The organism is Ruegeria sp. BG11, from assembly GCF_056538565.1.
This window is the reverse complement of record NZ_JBQFTH010000002.1, coordinates 389,132-405,353: the sequence shown is the minus strand read 5'-3', so window position 1 is coordinate 405,353 and position 16,222 is coordinate 389,132. Positions and strand designations below refer to the sequence as shown.

At 58.8% G+C, this 16,222-nt stretch carries 16 protein-coding genes and 1 pseudogene; 5 read left to right on the top strand and 12 right to left on the bottom strand.

All coding sequences use genetic code 11. The features are described from left to right. The 3 genes and pseudogenes from ACR0JF_RS06120 to ACR0JF_RS06110 all read right to left on the bottom strand — a co-directional run. Positions 1–100, bottom strand: a pseudogene (locus tag ACR0JF_RS06120) ((2Fe-2S)-binding protein); the annotation flags it as partial. A gap of 148 nt (positions 101–248) precedes the next feature. Continuing rightward, positions 249–1,250, bottom strand: a complete 1,002-nt coding sequence (locus ACR0JF_RS06115; RefSeq protein ID WP_170660312.1) for a molybdopterin-binding protein — start codon at positions 1,248–1,250, stop codon at positions 249–251. Beyond that, complete coding sequence (locus tag ACR0JF_RS06110) at positions 1,247–2,215, bottom strand: XdhC family protein (RefSeq protein WP_170660313.1); 969 nt, start codon at positions 2,213–2,215, stop codon at positions 1,247–1,249. Before ACR0JF_RS06110 ends, ACR0JF_RS06115 begins: the two co-directional genes overlap by 4 nt. Before the next feature lie 225 nt (positions 2,216–2,440). On the opposite strand from ACR0JF_RS06110, the gene ACR0JF_RS06105 reads away from it, so the two are divergent. Beyond that, positions 2,441–2,941, top strand: a complete 501-nt coding sequence (locus ACR0JF_RS06105) for a hypothetical protein (RefSeq protein ID WP_170376825.1) — start codon at positions 2,441–2,443, stop codon at positions 2,939–2,941. 3 nt (positions 2,942–2,944) lie between these two features. Here ACR0JF_RS06105 and ACR0JF_RS06100 read toward each other — a convergent pair whose 3' ends face one another. Next, a complete protein-coding gene (locus ACR0JF_RS06100; RefSeq protein WP_170660314.1) occupies positions 2,945–4,204 on the bottom strand; it encodes a vWA domain-containing protein in 1,260 nt (419 codons plus the stop codon). A 58-nt stretch (positions 4,205–4,262) separates the two neighbouring features. Further along, positions 4,263–5,171 (bottom strand): AAA family ATPase, encoded by a 909-nt coding sequence (locus tag ACR0JF_RS06095; protein ID WP_170660315.1) that lies wholly within the window; start codon positions 5,169–5,171, stop codon positions 4,263–4,265. Between the two features lie 136 nt (positions 5,172–5,307). Between ACR0JF_RS06095 and pyrC the strand changes: the two genes are divergently transcribed. Continuing rightward, positions 5,308–6,345, top strand: a complete 1,038-nt coding sequence (gene pyrC / locus ACR0JF_RS06090) for a dihydroorotase (protein WP_170660316.1) — start codon at positions 5,308–5,310, stop codon at positions 6,343–6,345. Here the strand turns inward: pyrC and ACR0JF_RS06085 are convergent. Both ACR0JF_RS06085 and ACR0JF_RS06080 read right to left on the bottom strand, forming a co-directional pair. Then, positions 6,342–7,637 carry an MmgE/PrpD family protein gene (locus tag ACR0JF_RS06085; RefSeq protein ID WP_170660317.1) on the bottom strand — a complete coding sequence of 432 codons (1,296 nt, stop codon included), beginning with the start codon at positions 7,635–7,637 and terminating at the stop codon, positions 6,342–6,344. The genes pyrC and ACR0JF_RS06085 overlap by 4 nt on opposite strands. A gap of 303 nt (positions 7,638–7,940) precedes the next feature. Continuing rightward, complete coding sequence (locus ACR0JF_RS06080; protein WP_170376815.1) at positions 7,941–8,387, bottom strand: type II toxin-antitoxin system RatA family toxin; 447 nt, start codon at positions 8,385–8,387, stop codon at positions 7,941–7,943. Positions 8,388–8,460: 73 nt separating this feature from the next. Here ACR0JF_RS06080 and hpt point away from each other — a divergent pair, with 73 nt between their 5' ends. Further along, a complete protein-coding gene (gene hpt / locus ACR0JF_RS06075) occupies positions 8,461–8,997 on the top strand; it encodes a hypoxanthine phosphoribosyltransferase (protein ID WP_170376813.1) in 537 nt (178 codons plus the stop codon). Positions 8,998–9,005: 8 nt separating this feature from the next. Here the strand turns inward: hpt and ACR0JF_RS06070 are convergent, their stop codons facing one another. Further along, positions 9,006–10,148, bottom strand: a complete 1,143-nt coding sequence (locus tag ACR0JF_RS06070; RefSeq protein ID WP_170660318.1) for an amidohydrolase — start codon at positions 10,146–10,148, stop codon at positions 9,006–9,008. Beyond that, complete coding sequence (gene lipA / locus ACR0JF_RS06065) at positions 10,145–11,095, bottom strand: lipoyl synthase (RefSeq protein ID WP_170660319.1); 951 nt, start codon at positions 11,093–11,095, stop codon at positions 10,145–10,147. The genes ACR0JF_RS06070 and lipA overlap by 4 nt, the downstream gene beginning before the upstream one ends. A 262-nt stretch (positions 11,096–11,357) precedes the next feature. Between lipA and ACR0JF_RS06060 the strand changes: the two genes are divergently transcribed. After that, positions 11,358–11,906, top strand: a complete 549-nt coding sequence (locus ACR0JF_RS06060) for a peroxiredoxin (RefSeq protein ID WP_170660320.1) — start codon at positions 11,358–11,360, stop codon at positions 11,904–11,906. A 47-nt stretch (positions 11,907–11,953) separates the two neighbouring features. Here the strand turns inward: ACR0JF_RS06060 and ACR0JF_RS06055 are convergent, their stop codons facing one another. After that, positions 11,954–12,877 (bottom strand): LysR substrate-binding domain-containing protein, encoded by a 924-nt coding sequence (locus ACR0JF_RS06055; protein WP_170660321.1) that lies wholly within the window; start codon positions 12,875–12,877, stop codon positions 11,954–11,956. Between the two features lie 47 nt (positions 12,878–12,924). Further along, positions 12,925–14,007: a DUF6456 domain-containing protein gene (locus tag ACR0JF_RS06050; protein WP_480668971.1), complete on the bottom strand. Its 1,083-nt coding sequence runs from the start codon at positions 14,005–14,007 to the stop codon at positions 12,925–12,927. Between the two features lie 241 nt (positions 14,008–14,248). Between ACR0JF_RS06050 and ACR0JF_RS06045 the strand changes: the two genes are divergently transcribed. Beyond that, positions 14,249–14,548, top strand: a complete 300-nt coding sequence (locus ACR0JF_RS06045; protein WP_170660322.1) for a DUF6477 family protein — start codon at positions 14,249–14,251, stop codon at positions 14,546–14,548. Here ACR0JF_RS06045 and ACR0JF_RS06040 read toward each other — a convergent pair whose 3' ends face one another. Beyond that, positions 14,549–16,093 carry a trimethylamine methyltransferase family protein gene (locus ACR0JF_RS06040; protein ID WP_170660323.1) on the bottom strand — a complete coding sequence of 515 codons (1,545 nt, stop codon included), beginning with the start codon at positions 16,091–16,093 and terminating at the stop codon, positions 14,549–14,551. Positions 16,094–16,222 lie beyond the last annotated feature (129 nt).

The following is a 16,222-nucleotide window of genomic DNA, read 5'->3' as shown; positions in this document are numbered from 1 at the left end:
TCAAAGACAAATGATCCCGCAAAAAACCAGACAATAACGTCCGACCCTCAACATCACCGCTCACAGACATGCCATTCACAGTCAGCGATATATTTGGCATAAGACCTCCCCTTCTTTAGCTCATTCGCTTGGGGCGAGTTAAACACGGGAGGTCTGACTTGAGAACAGGAATTTGTCGCTTATTGACACCAGAGGGACGCAAATGGCCGATGCAATAAATTTACCGGCGCTGCCTGTGAGCGTCCGACCTACTTCTTCCGTTGCGCGCGAGGTTGCGGCCGGGTCGGGATTTCCTTGAGCAGACCGCCCACACCCATCGCAGCAATATCCGCACCAGTGGTTTCGACCCCACAGGCCACCCGGGACAAAACCCAATCAGCCCCGTTCAAAGCCGGAGAGCGCGCGCATCCCGGCAGGCCGATCACAGGTCGTGTGTTCAACGCCCCCAGAAACAGCAAATTGCCCGGATCTACCGGCATGCCGAACCGGTCAACATCCCCGCCTGCGGCGCGCACGGCAGATGGGGCCACGTCGTTCACATCCGACGTCGCCGAAGCCGTCAGAATCATCAGCACATCGCCTTCGGCACGATCAATAGCCGAGGCAAGTTGATCGGTTTTATGCGGGACGATCTGCACATCGCACAGATCCATGCCCAGAGCTTCGACACGCCCACGCATGGCAGCGATGCCCTTCTCATTGGGCGGCCCTCCGGCGATGTCTGTCACGATCAAACCCGCGCTACGATAGACCGGCGCGACTAGGCGGACCGAGGCCTGCGCCAACGCGGCCGCGCGTTCAACATCGGCTTTGGGAACAGCGTAGGAGATCACCTTGATCGTCGCGACCATGCCGCCCGCTGTCATCTGCTGATGCTGCGGTACCGTTGCGACGGTGATCATCGGATTGACGCGGTTGAACTGCTCGAGCGCCGCCACATCCAGCACCACCACGCCGGGCCCCTCGGCCAGAAGGTTCACGCGACCGGTGAACGCCTCGGTCAGACGCAAATTGGCGCCGGAGGGGTCAGGGACCAGAGCGCGGGCCAGCATCTCGGCGGCCTCGTCCTCATGACAGTCGCCTGGCTCCAGACGGGCGACGATGACCTCGTCAAACCCCGCGCTGGACAATTGCGAGACATGCTCGGCAGTTAGCATGAGCCCTTTGCGCAGCTTTTGGTCTGAGACTTTGACGGAATGCGCGAGAATGGCTCCGGCGGCTTCGGTCACTGGCACAGGGCCGAATTTCATGCCTTACCTCGCAGAACGGCCGTCATCTGGGCTAGGATAGCCACGGCAATCTCCGATGGGCCTGCGGCACCGATATCAAGACCGATCGGCCCGTGAATGCGCGCGATCTGAGCTTGGGTGAACCCCGCATCGGTCATACGCTCAACCCGTTTGGCATGAGTGCGTGTCGACCCAAGGGCGCCAATGTAGAACACATCCGCATCTAACGCGGCCTGCAGGGCCGGATCATCCAGTTTCGGATCGTGGGTCAACAGGACAATGGCCGTGCGCTGATCCAGACCTAACTTTGCAACCGCTTCATCCGGCCAATCTGTCAAAAGGGTCTCTCCGGGGAAGCGGCTGTCTGAGGCAAATGCCTCACGCGGGTCGATGATGGCCGGGTCGTAACCCGCAATCCGCGCCATCGGCACCAAGGCCTGCGCGATGTGAACCGCACCGACGATGACCAACCGCAAAGGCGGGTTGTGAACGGCGACGAAGGTCTTGCCATCTTCTTCGAACCCAGAGCGGTCCATGCGCAACCGATCCGCATAAGCATTCCGGCGCAAGGCCCTGTGTCCGCTGTCTGTATTCACTTCATAGGCCAGCGGTTCACGGCGCGCGCGGGCGGCGACCAACTCGGCCAGCATCGGCTCAGGCAGGACAGAGCCGACCGGCTCAACCAAAACCCGGATGGTGCCGCCGCAGGCCAGACCAACGGCAAAGGCGTCTTCGTCGCTGACACCAAATTCAAGCAGGCGCGCCTCACCCTCATCAATTGCTTCAATGGCTTCGACGATCACCGCACCTTCGACGCAACCGCCCGAGACCGACCCTTCGATCCGCCCGTCCCCGCCGATCACCAGCTGTGACCCCACACGGCGCGGTGCGCTGCCCCAGGTTTCGACAACAGTGGCCAGCGCGGCACCGCGACCGCTGCGGTGCCATTCCAAAGCGCGTTCCGGGCTGCTGTCGAATCGATCCATCGAATCCTCCTGGCTTGTTGCAAACCAACATAGGCAGCCTTGGACCAATGAAAAGCGAACGTTAGTCGGAGACGGCAGTCAATTCGCGATTATGTGGGCAGTAAAAGGCCGATTTAAAATTCACACTCTCAAAGGATTGATTGCGAATACCCCACGTCTTAAGTTGAAACTGTGCCTGAATTTGGATTGGGCGCTCTCAATAAATTTCTCAACGGAGACGAAGAGTTGAAACGCATTCTTACACTGGGAACGGCGCTCGGCCTGTTGGCCTCGACCGCTGCATGGGCTGATACATTCGAACGCTACGGTGAGGTCGAAGGCTGGAAAGTCTTCATCGACAACGAAAAGAAATCCTGTCTGATTGAGGCCGTGGATGACGCGGAAAACGTTGTTCAGATGGGCCTGACCGAGGATCGCGGTGTGGGCTACGTTGGCGTTTTCACCAAGGCGGAAACCAATATCAAACGCGGTGAGAAAGAAGCCGTGGCAATCCTGCTGGGTGATAACCTGTATGTGGGTGAGGCCACGGGCATGAAGGGGAACATCACCAAGGGGTATTCCGGTGGCTATGTCCTGTCCGACGACCCGCAATTTGCGGACGATCTGGCCAAGAAACAGGTCATGATCGTCTTCCCCGAAAAGGAATTTGCGTTCACCGTCGATCTGACCGGCACTTACAAGGCCATGGAGATGGCGCGTGAGTGCAACGAAAAGCAGTTGGGCTAAATCCTAGCCGGAAAGCGCGGACATGAGCCGCGCTTTCTCTCCGACATCGTCCTGGGTTGAGATGACCGTGGCGAGGTCTTCGAGCGATGCGATCGAATGACCCGCACGGAAGCTGTCGACATGAGGCAGCATGGCGGCCACGCCTTGTGCTTTGGGGGCGAACCCATCCCAGCGCAGCAGAGGGTTCAGCCAGATCAAACGCCGGGCCGAAAGATGCAGACGCTCGGTCTCTTTCGCCAAGGCTTCGGGCGCACCGCGGTCCAGCCCGTCCGAGATCAGCAGAACCACCGCGCCCTGCCCCATGACGCGCCGCGACCAGTCTCGGTTGAAGGCGTGCAAGCAGTCTCCGATCCGCGTGCCGCCTTCCCAATCCTGCGCCTCGGCCCCGGCGGCAGCTAGGGCGGCATCCACGTCGCGCTGGTGTAGGTGACGGGTGATATTGGTCAGTCGCGTGCCGAAGGTGAAGGCATGGACCTTGGCCCAGCCGGCCCCCTTAGCGTTCGAGACCGTGTGCAGAAAATGCAGGATCAGGCGGCTATATTGGCTCATCGAGCCGGAGATATCGCAGAGCACGACCAGATTGGGCCAGCGCGGCCGGGGTTTTTTTTTCGCGATATCGTGCAGCTCTCCGCCCTGACGCATGGCGGCGCGCAGGGTTCTCGCCCGGTCGATCCGGTGGCCGATATGGCTGGCCTGGCTGCGGCGGCTTTCGATCGGTTTCACCGGCAGGCTGAGGCGCGACAGGAGGCGCTTGGCCTGAGCGATCTCATCGGTACTCATCTGTTCGAAATCCAGACTGCGCAGACGTTCCTCGGACGAGGCGGTTTGCGAAGCGTCAATCTCAAGCTCGGTCTCGCCCTCCTGCTCATCGGAGGTTTCAGGCTGATCGCGTTCAACCCCGTCAAGCAAGGCCTCAGCCGCGCGTTTTTCACCTGCGTCGGCTTTGCGTTCTTCCTGCACCCCACGAATGGCGGGCAGCATCATGGACATCATGTGTTCTAGATACCTTGGGTCGCGCCAATAGAGGCGAAAGACCTGCGCGAAGACGGTGCGATGTTCGGGGCGGTTCACGAAACAGGCGTGTAGGGTCCAGTAGAAATCCTGCTTTTCGGTGAAGCCTGCGGCCTCAACAGCGCGGATGGCATCCACCACACGACCGGTGCCGATCGGCAGCCCGGCTTTTCGAAGGGCGCGGGCAAAATGTGTGATGTTCTGCGCCAGCTTCGGGTTTTCGGGAATGTCGAGCGGGATCTGTTCGGCCATCAACACTCATGGGGGCTCTGCCCCCATACCCCCGGAGTATTTTTGAAAAGATGAAGCATCAGGCTGGTTCTAAATCGGCCTTGGCTTCGTCAAGAATGCGTTTGGCCTCGGACCCTTGCAGTTTCTGGATGTCGTCCTGGTATTTCAGGATAGCGCCGAGGGTATCACCGATCACTTCGGGGCTGAGGTTGATCACATCCAGCGCAAGCAGACATTTGGCCCAGTCGATGGTTTCAGCCACGCCGGGTTTCTTGAACAGGTCTTCGGTGCGCAGACGCTGTACGAAGGCCACGACCTCGCGACTAAGCGATTGGGCCGCTTCGGGCGCACGGGCGTTCAGGATTTCAATTTCCCGGTCGAAATCCGGGTAGTCGACCCAGTGGTAAAGGCAGCGGCGTTTGAGGGCATCATGCACCTCACGCGTGCGGTTGGAGGTGACGATCACAACGGGTGGTTCGGGGGCTTTGACGGTACCGAGTTCCGGGATCGTGACCTGAAAATCGCTGAGCGCTTCCAGCAGGAAAGCCTCGAAGGGTTCATCGGTGCGGTCAAGCTCGTCGATCAGCAACACCGGCGCGCCGTTTTTATCGGGCCTCATGGCTTGCAGCAAAGGGCGTTCGACGAGGTAGTCATCCGAGAACAGCTCGGTCTGCAGGGCAGAACGGTCTGCGCCGCCCGCAGCTTCGGCGGTTCGGATGGCGACCATCTGCGCAGGAAAGTTCCATTCATAGACGGCAGAGGACGCGTCCAGCCCTTCGTAGCATTGCAGGCGGATCAGGCGGCGACGAAGCCCTGCGGCCAGTGCCTTGGCGATCTCGGTCTTGCCGACACCGGCCTCACCTTCCAGAAACAGCGGCCGACCGAGTTTCAGCGACAGGAAGACGACCGTTGCCAGCGCACGGCCGCAAACATAGCCCTGTGCGCTTAGCATTGTTTGAACCGCGTCTATGGAATCTGGCTGTGTCATGTGCTGAATTCTCCCTTGCCACAAAAGGTCATGGCCGCGCCTGTGCGTCAAGGCCATCACCCGTTTCTGAGCTACGACGTTCGAACGAGTTGACAAGGGCTTTTCCGACGGCGGCCTCTGTGCTAGCGGAGGCCTCATGACCGATAGCATCACGATCCGCCGCCCCGACGACTGGCATCTGCACCTGCGCGATGGCGCGATGTTGCAGGCCGTCCTGCCCGAAACCGCGCGCCATTTTGGCCGTGCAATCATCATGCCCAATCTGGTGCCCCCGGTGGTGACCGGCGCGCACGCCGCCGCCTATCGTGAGCGTATCATGGCTGCGCTGCCCGAAGGGATGACCTTCGAGCCGCTGATGACCCTGTATCTGACCGAAGATACGGATCCAGAAGACCTTGCCGCTGCGCATGCAAGCGGGTTGGTCAAGGCGGTCAAGCTCTACCCGGCAGGTGCGACGACCAATTCGCATTCGGGTGTTCGGAATTTCGACAATGTGCGTCCGGTGCTTGAGCGGATGGCCGAGATCGGCCTGCCTCTGTGTGTTCATGGCGAGGTCACCGATTCCGAGATCGACATCTTCGACCGCGAGGCTGTGTTCATCGACCGTGTTCTGGATCCGATCCGTAAGGCAACCCCCGGCCTGCGCGTTGTGATGGAGCATATTACGACCCGCGACGGGGTTCAGTATGTTGCGGCCAACGAGACCGATCTTGGCGCAACGATCACCGCGCATCACCTGATCATCAACCGCAACCACATTCTGGTGGGCGGGATCAAACCGCATTACTACTGCCTGCCCGTCGCCAAACGTGAAGAACATCGGTTGGAGCTGCTGAAGGCCGCGACCTCGGGCGATGCGCGTTATTTCCTGGGCACGGACAGCGCGCCGCATACGGATGACAACAAAGAAATGGCCTGTGGCTGTGCGGGATGTTTCACGGCAACAAACACCATGTCCTTGGTAGCCGAGATGTTCGACCGCGAAGGTGCCCTAGACAAGCTGGAAGGGTTCGTGTCGTTGAATGGTCCGGCCTTCTATCGCCTGCCGGTGAACGAAAGTTCGATCACGCTGACTAAGGGTGACCCGGTCGAATACCCGTCGAAGATCGAAAGTGGCGACGGCCCCGTCACCGTATTCGACCCCGGCTTCCCCCTGCACTGGCGCGTGGTTTAACCCGCCAGTTTTGCAGCCAGATCGCGGGCGCGACCTCCGGTACGCAGCATCGACCAGATCGCGTCCGCCTCATCCCCTCCAATCAGTTTCGACGCTTTGGCACGGACACGGTCTTCCCGATCCGCCAGAGACATCGGAGCCATAAGGTCATGCGTAACCTCGCGTCGCACGCCGTCGCGCCGCAGAAGCTCTAGGCGGGCCTGGGTCTCGGTGAGGGTTTCATCCGCCTCGACCGTGATGCGGTCTCGTAAAGAGCGAATGCGAGGATCAGTGCAGACCTTTTCGGTGTAACTGCTTGGCAAAGCGGTGTCGTAGCCGAGCGCCTGCATGGCGATCACCGTGCGATAGGAAAACTTCGCCCCCAGCCCCGTGGTCGGAGACATCTGGTTGCAGACACTCATCCAGCGCGGATGGGTTTTGACCTTGATTTCAGCCACTTCAGGTTCGGCAATATCAAGACGCAAAGCAGCCTCAAGCGCGGCGTGCAAACCGTGGCAACACGCGTGGAACTTGTGGCTGACCGATTCGAACAGCCATTCCTCCCCCAACCCGTCCAACGCCGTCGACGCATCCGCCGCGCCCTGATGGGTGGCGCCAAAGCCGTACTGGCCCTCTAGCGCACTCGCATTGGGCTCAAAGCCCCGTTTGATCAGCAACGCGGCCTCGACCCCGGCTGATGCGGCCAATCCTGCATTGTAGGGTTTGCCCATGGTGCCGAACTGAGCTTTCAGACCGGCCGCGCGCGTGGATGCCAGGCCCAGAACTTCCTCCATCTGGTCAGTATCAAACCCAAGGACCCGACCCGCTGCAACCGCCGCCCCAAAGGTCCCCGCAGTCGCCGTTTGGTGGAACCCAGCCTGATAGTGGTCTCGACCGAGCCAGAGGCCGATACGGATCGAAACCTCCATCCCGATCAGGGCCGCTTCCAGCAGATCAACGAGGATACGGTCATCCCATTCTGAAACCGCCAAGGCCGCAGGCAGGATGGCAACCGACGGATGGCCGATATGGGCGAAATGAGTGTCGTCATAGTCAAGCGCATGGGACACCGTTCCATTGACCAACGCCGCCGCACGCAAGGGCGCGGCCCCACCGCCGAAAAGATGGGCCTGCGCTGCTCCGCCCTCCTCCTGCACCATGTCCCGAACGGCGACCGATACGGGTTCGGACATACCGGCACGACCCACGGCGATCCAGTCGAGAACGGACAGAGACGTAATAGCCCGCGCCTGCGCGGTTGTGTTGACGGGGCTGGCGGCAAAACTCGCAAGCGTTGAGGTGAATCCAGACATAGCGCGCAGTCTAACGCGCGCCGGTCGTTGGTAAAGGCCTAGGGTCAGGGCCCATTCATCTTGCGCCACTGGTTTGACTGATTTTTGTTCTGACAAGGCACTTCCCTGCAGGAATAGTGGTTCTATTTCAAAGGGAAGTAACGCAGTTCAGAAGTAAAATCAGTCAAATCCTTCGTACGTGTGAACCGCTGCAAAGCAGCGGCTTTGATCGCTTGGAATTGACCCCACCAGTCCCGGCGCGCTCAAAACCACTGCTTTTTTGCCGTTCGCGCGCCAGTGGTGCAAAATGAATGGGTCCTGACCCTAGCTGTAAAGCTCGGCGGCGCGGGCCTCGAATGCGCGCACGATGCGCTGCATGGCCTCGTTGAAGACAACACCAATGATCCCTTGCAGAATGGCGTTCTTGAACTCGAAATCCACGTGGAACGAGACGTTGCACCCACCTTCGGGGGCGTCTTCAAACTGCCAGTCCGATTTCATGTATTTGAACGGGCCATCCAGATATTCAGTGTCGATCTTCTTTTGACCGGCAAACAATGTCACCCGGCTTCCGAATCTTTCGCGAAACACCTTGAACGAGATCACCAGGTCCGCCTCCATCACCTCGGCTTCGCCAGCCGCATAGGTCTTGCGGATACGCGCGGCGGCACACCAAGGCAGGAACTTGGGATAGCTCGCCACGTCAGCAACCAGATCATACATCTGCTGGGCCGTGTAAGGCAGGTGACGCGTTTCCGAGTGGATAGGCATGGCGATCCGGCATTAGAAGGTGACAATGGCGCGTCATGTCGTATGTTGCGCGCCAAAGATCAAGGGGGCTGCGATGACTGACCGCGCTTATGTGATAGATGAGATGATCTCGGCCAAGGCAATTGCAGCCAGAATCGAAGAGCTTTGCCGCGAGATTACCGAAGAATTCGGCAATACCGACAAGCTGGTTGTCGTTGGCCTGCTGCGTGGCTCTTTCGTGTTCATCGCTGATCTTGTGCGCGAGTTGGACCTGCCCATCGAGGTGGATTTCCTAGAGGCATCCTCTTACGGAGACGCGATGGAGAGCAGCCGGGAAGTACGCATTCTCAAGGATTTGCGCGGAGCGATTGAAGGTCGCGATGTGCTGGTTGTCGAAGATATCGTCGATACGGGTCATACGCTGAACCACGTCACCAACCTGCTGCGCAGTCGTAAGCCGAAACGGCTAAAATCCATTGCCCTGCTGGACAAACCAAGCCGGCGCGAGGTCGATTTTCGCTCAGATTGGATCGGGTTCGAGATCCCTGACGAGTTCGTCGTGGGCTACGGAATCGACTACGCGCAGCGTAACCGCAACTTGCCGTTCATCGGCAAGGTTCGGTTTACCTGAACGCGGCCTCAGCCCAGTACCTGCCGGATCGCCGCCAAAAATATGCCCGTACCAATTGGGATCAGAGCGTCGGGGAAATCATAGTCGGGATTGTGCAGCTGGGGGTGGTCTCGCCCCGCTCCTAACCAGAACATCGCCGACTTTGCGCCTTTGCCGAACTGGCCAAAATCTTCCGAAAACCTTTGCGGCTCATCGGTCAACTTGCATGGAACGGCTTGATCCGCGCAGGCCTCGGTTAGAATAGTCACCGCTTCAGCGTCATTGGTGCAGGCCTCGAAGACATCCTCATAGGTGATCTCGGCACTTAGGTTCTCGGACTTGGCGACCTGCTGAACCAAGGCCTCAGCATCGGCAACGAGCTTTGCCATCCGGTCGTCTGAAACGGTGCGCAATGTCACCCACAGCTCAGCCTGACCGGGGGCGACGCCAAAGGTCTGCTCTCCGAGGCTGGCATGGGTGATCGTGGTCAACGCGTAGTCCGCGTTCAGGGCGCCTGCCGTGCCAAGCCGTGTGAGTTCCGGGATCAATACGGACACAGCGCCCGCCGGAGAAACCCCGTCCTGCGGCGCGGCGGCATGAGAGGTCTTTCCGGTCAATGCAATCTGCATACCGCGAGAGGCGCAGTTGGTTGGCCCCTGACACAGCTCAACCTCGCCCAGTTCCAGCCCCGGCAAGTTATGGAGAGAAAACACGTAATCCGGCGCAAGCTTAGCGAACTCAGGATCGTCTCGGAACGCCCTGGCCCCCTGCCCGGTTTCTTCAGCAGGCTGGAAAATCAGAACCACCCGTCCGCAAGTCGGGCGCTGTTCCTGCAACGCAAGCGCAACGCCGAGAACCATCGACATATGGCCGTCATGCCCGCAAAGATGCCCTTTACCCGGCAAGGTCGAGACATACGGCAGCTCCGAGAGTTCCTTGATCGGCAAGCCATCCAGTTCACACCGAATTGCGACGGTAGGACCAGTCGCACCGCTGTCGAAGACCGCGGCAACTCCGTGCCCGCCGAGGTCAGTCACTACGGTATCCGCCCCCGCACGACGCAGCTCATCGGCCATGCGCGCGGCGGTTTCACGTTCTTGCCCAGAAAGTTCGGGGTGTTGATGCAAACTGTGGCGCAGCGCGGTCAGCTGCGCCAATCTTTCAGGCGTCACGCTTGATCCAGCTTCGCCTGCCGTGCCGCACGCAAACGGGCGAAATCATCCCCCGCGTGGTAGGACGAACGCGTCAGCGGAGTGGCCGAGACCATCAGGAAACCCTTGCCATACGCCGCTTTTTCATAGGAAGCGAACTCTTCAGGCGTCACGAAACGGTCCACAGCGTGATGCTTGGGCGTTGGTTGTAGATACTGACCAATGGTCAGGAAATCTATGTCGGCGGCGCGCATGTCATCCATGACCTGACCGACTTGCTGTTTGTCCTCTCCCAGACCGACCATGATGCCGGATTTGGTGAAGATCGACGGGTCCAGTTCCTTCACCCGCTGCAACAGGCGCAGCGAATGGAAATACCGCGCGCCGGGGCGCACCTCGGGATAGAGGCCCGGTACGGTTTCGAGGTTGTGGTTGAACACATCCGGCTTGGCTTCGACCACGGTCTCAAGCACTTCGGGCTCACATTTCAAGAAGTCCGGCGTCAGAATCTCGATCGTCGTCTTGGGTGAGCGGTGACGGACGGCGCGAATTGTCTGCGCAAAGTGATCCGCTCCGCCGTCGTTCAAATCGTCCCGATCAACCGAGGTGATCACAACGTGGTTCAGACCCAATTCTTGAACCGCATGCGCTACACGACCCGGCTCGAATGCATCCAGCGAGTCCGGACGTCCCGTGGCGATATTGCAGAAGGTACAGCCGCGGGTACAAATCTCACCCATGATCATCATGGTGGCGTGACCCTGGCTCCAGCACTCGCCCACGTTGGGGCATCCGGCCTCTTCGCACACCGTCACCAGATTGTTTTCACGCATGATCTTATGCGTCTCGGCATAACCCTTGCCGCCTGGCGCCTTAACCCTGATCCATTTCGGCTTCTTAGGCTGGGCGTTGTCCGGGCGATGCGCCTTTTCGGGGTGACGTTGTTCTGGGATTTTCAGATCGCGCACGGGCAGTTTTCCTAACTTTGGGTCAACTTTGTGTACCCATAACATAAAACACTCACGCCTGTTACACCAGCGACGCATAGCCGCTATGCACATATCTCGCGAGCGTCAAATTAGTTCAAACTTAAACTATATTTTTCGCACGTAAAATCAATGGATAAGCCAATCAAACCTTTCTTGCAGATACAGCATTTCATGGATTGCATGCAATTTAGAACTGATTTAAATCGCCAGAAAGTCACAACTGAATCACAGGAACTTGAACATGAAGACCGGCGCAAAACTGCCCGATGTGACCTTCCATACGCGCGTCCGCGACGAGGCCGTCGAAGGCCCCAACCCGTTCCGCTGGGAAGACAAGACAACCGCCGATTATTTCGCTGGCAAACGAGTGATCCTGTTCTCGCTGCCCGGCGCTTTCACCCCCACATGTTCGACCTACCAGCTGCCCGGATTTGAAAACGGTTACGCCGATTTCACCGCCAAGGGTATCGACGAGATCTACTGCATGTCCGTCAATGACAGCTTTGTCATGAACAAATGGGCGCAGGATCAAGGCCTGCAGAACGTCAAGGTCATCCCTGATGGTTCGGGTGAGTTCACCCGCAAGATGGGGATGCTGGTCGACAAGGACAACCTTGGTTTTGGCATGCGCTCGTGGCGCTATGCTGCCATCATCAATGACGGCGTCGTCGAAGCATGGTTCGAAGAGCCTGGCCTGATGGATAACTGCCCCGAAGACCCGTATGGCGTGTCCTCGCCCGAGACTCTGATCCAGCATTTGGAAGCAGCCGCCGAACCCGCGCTGGCGTAAATCTGGAACTTAAGAGCTGAATACAGGCCCGCTTCTAGCGGGCCTTTTCATATCCGCGTGGCCGAAACGATCTGTTCCCCCACATCCCGGATTACCTGGGCCAAACGATCCACCCATCCGTCGTCTGTTGTTGATGCACGCCGAACAAGCCCCACCGTGCGCGCCGGTTGCGGGGCGCCGAAACGCAATAGCTTCATGCCCGGAACAGCTTCTGATTCCGATTTTGCGGCCAATTCGGGCATCAGGGTCAGGCCGAACCCCTCAGCAACCAATCGGGAAAGCGTCGCAAGCGAGGAGGCCCCCATGTTGATCTGTCCACTACCCCGATCCTGACCGCAGACCTCAAGCGCTTGATCCGTCAAGCAATGGCCATCCTCCAACAGCATCAATTGTGCTGATTGCAAATCCAGAGGGCGCAGCATCTCGGGGCTGGTGTTCACACGTTGCAGCCGCGCTGCGCTGCCTGCCAGCAGGAAGTGATCCTGGAACAACGGCGTTTCGCGGAATTCCGAGCCACCGGCTGGCAGGGCCAGAACCGCAGCGTCGATCTCGCCTTCGCGGAGCAAAGACACCAACCGTTCGGTCCTCGCCTCGCGGATCTGCACGCGCAGCGAAACATCTGCGGCGCGTAGACCACCCAGAACGCCGGGCAGAAGATACGGCGCAATTGTCGGGATGATCCCGATCGACAACGACCGATGGCCGCCAGAGTGATCCCGCGCGAACTGGTCCAGCCGCACAGCTGCCCCCAACACCTGTCGCGCATGTTCCAGAACGTCTCGTCCCAGTGGCGTCAGCAGGATATCCCGTGCCTGACGCTCGAACAGAACACCGCCAAGCGTTTCTTCAAGCGATTTGATCTGAACGGACAGCGCAGGTTGCGACACATTGCAGACCTGCGCGGCGCGGCCGAAATTGCGCTGTTCGGCCACAGCTTGAAAATACTGCAATTGTTTGAGTGTGAAATTCATAGCCCTTGATTATCAGTAAGGGCCAAAACCACAAGAGGGACTTATAACTAGCCGATCATGCGATCTTGCCCAGAGAGTTCCTCATAGTGTCGTTTCAGGCGCTGCAATGCGATACGCAGAACGATCTTGCCCGAGCGCGCGGACCAGCCCATGCGCTTTTCGGCCAGCTCCAGCCCCTCAAGATAGCAACAACAGCGCAGCGCAACGTCGCTCAGCCCAGGACCAAGGTCCGACAACGCGCGCGCCACACGGTCTTTTGCGTCCGAGGCCCCTCGCCAACCGTGAGATTCACTGTCAAAATTGCCATGCCCGCCTCCGGTCAGAAAGCGATCCCAATTCTGCGCAACCCGAAGACCGATCTGCGCCAGCTCAAAGTCTTCGCGCAGACGTTCCCAGGCACGGACAAGCGTTTCATCGAGAAAGGGTTTGCCGTCCCGGTCCCTCCGCCGCGCCAACGCGATCAACGGGCTTTCCGTAGCACTGTAGCGCATGCGTCGGGAGCGTTCCGGTGCGTCTCTATTTAACTTCGGCTGGAACGCCGCCTGTGCCTCGGCCATGCCGAACTCATTTCGCGACCGAGCCTTGTTTTCCACCTTGGCCACCAAACGGTTGAGCGCCGCGCGCCCCGATGTTGATATCCGGTATCGGGAAATACGGCCCGGATTGTCACAGGAAATCCAGTCCTGCAAGGCAAGCGCCTGTGCGATCTTGCAGTCAACAACGGCCGTCCTAGTGGTTCCGGCCTCAACGGTGTCACGCACGACCACGGCCTTCTCCATATCCTCGGCGACCGCCAGAACCGATCCCGTCTCACATGGGCGTCTCAGCACACGCAGCGCTTCGCCCTCGAATGAGTCGTCTTCCTGGCTGTCCTGTCCGCCTGCGTCAAAGCGGCGCGTCCGATCAGAGACCGAGAAATGCGTCTCGGCCAGCGATTGCAGCGCCGCATCGACCAAAGGATCATCGCGGCGCATTTCGACCCGTCGGATTTGTCTGAGAATGGTCGAGGCATGGCACCCGGCTGATCTTGCGATATCACGGATCGACTGACCGGTTTCCGTGTGCGCAAGGTAGCGCTGTGCCCCCTCGGGAACCCATGCCGGAATAGAGAATGCCACGTTGTTTTCCATGTTCATTTGCTCTCGTCGACAAAACAGACTGCCACTTTTGCCCCCCGAAATTACAGTTAACCAAATCTAACTAGAGGTGGTTTCGTTACTCGTTCGTTAACCCCGAAGCGCAGCAACCAGATTTGATTCAAAAAGATAAACAGTCGTGAAACCAACGTTCGGGGCGACCTTGAAGAGCGCAACACCCGCTTAGGTTGTGTGACAAACAGAGCGTCAATTATCCGAACAAGAGGCACCTGGAATGCAAGACCTGATGACCATGATCACGACCCTGCGCCGCCCCCGTCTATTGGCGCGCGCAGCAAAATTCGGGGCGCAGGATTACAACCGTGACCGGCATCTTCAGCGCATCCTGGGTTATGGTCAACTGCCGGGAAACGGGGCCGCTCTGATGCGGCTTATGGATATGGAGAGAGAGCAAAATACGCTGCGAAAAGAAGAGGATGCCGCCTATTCTCTGGTCAGGCATCTTGATCTTCTGATCGCGCTTTTGGGTGAGGCGCAGCTGTACCAAGCCAGCCGCGCCGCACAGTTCGAGTGATCAGGTAAACGCGTCCGGCATCGAGGCTTTCTTGTCGGCAATATAAGCCTCGAGCGCCTCTTTGGTGGCCGGGTCCATCTGCGGCTGCTGGTAGTTGGCCAGCAGATGCTCGACCCGGGCCGAGGCCAACTGACGCGTATCGCGCGAACCTTCGTCCTGCCAGGTCTCGAACGGTTTGTAGTCCAGCACCTCGGTTTTCCAGAAGGCTTCCTTGAAGTTGGCCTGCGTGTGCTCACAGCCAAGGTAGTGGCCGCCCGGTCCCACTTCGCGGATCGCGCCCATCGCCTGTGCGTTCTCGTCATAGGCGACACCTTTGGCCAGACCGTGCAGAACACCAAGTTGATCGGCATCCATCACGAACTTCTCAAAGTCTGCAACCAGACCGCCTTCAAGCCAGCCGCACGAGTGCAGCATGAAGTTCACGCCCGACATCAGACCCATGTTCAGCGAGTTCGCGGTCTCATAAGCCGCCTGCGCATCAGGCAGTTTCGAGCCACAGAACGACCCCGCAGAGCGGTAAGGCAGGTTCAGACGACGTGCCAGCTGACCTGCACCATAGGTGATATGCGCGGCCTCGGGTGTACCAAAGGTCGGCGCGCCCGAGTTCATGTCAATCGAAGTCACGAACGCACCAAAGATCACGGGTGCACCCGGACGGATGATTTGGCTATAGGCAATACCCGCCAGAACCTCGGCCAGAACCTGCGTCAGAGTTCCTGCAACCGAAACCGGCGCCATCGCACCACCGACGATGAAAGGCGAGACGATGCAAGCCTGATTGTTCTTCGCGTAAACCTCTAGCGACCCCATCATCACGTCGTCAAATGTCATCGGCGAGTTGATGTTGGTCAGCGAGGTCATTACGGTGTTGTTCTGAACGAATTCCTTGCCGAATAGAATCTCGCACATCTCGACCGAATCCTGAGCCCGGCTGGGGTCGGTCACGGAACCCATGAATGGTTTGTCCGACAGGCTCATGTGCGCCATCAGCATATCGAGGTGGCGTTTGTTCACCGGGATATCGGTCGGTTCACAGACGGTACCGCCCGAGTGGTGCAACCACTTCGACATGTAGGCCAGCTTCACGAACTTGTTGAAATCATCCATGGTCGCATAGCGACGACCACCCTGCGCATCACGCACGAAAGGAGGGCCGTATACAGGCGCTAAAACCATGTTGCGGCCGCCGATCACAACAGATTTCTCGGGGTTGCGGGCGTGCTGAGTGAACTGGCTTGGGGCCGTTTTGATCAGCTGCCGCGCCAGACCACGCGGGATGCGCACGCGTTCGCCATCAACATCTGCACCAGCATTGCGCCAACGCTCCAGCGCGGCGGGATTTTCGACAAAGTTGACTCCAACCTCTTCCAGAATCGTTTCCGCGTTGTACTCGATGATCTCCAACGCTTCTTCGTTGAGGACCTCAAAGTTCGGAATGTTCCGCTCAATGTACTTTGCGGTGTCGATCCGAACCGCAGTGCGTTCTGCCCGGCGGGCGGCTCCGCCACCACCGCGACCTCGACGACGTGCTGATGCTTCAGCCATTTTTCCTCACCATACTTTGGATGTGTTGATTGGGGTTCTATCTAGCCCGCCAACACTCGCTACTATTGGAAGATAACGGCTATTGGCACATAAAAGCGACATTACGCCGCGACGGGACCCTTTAAAACA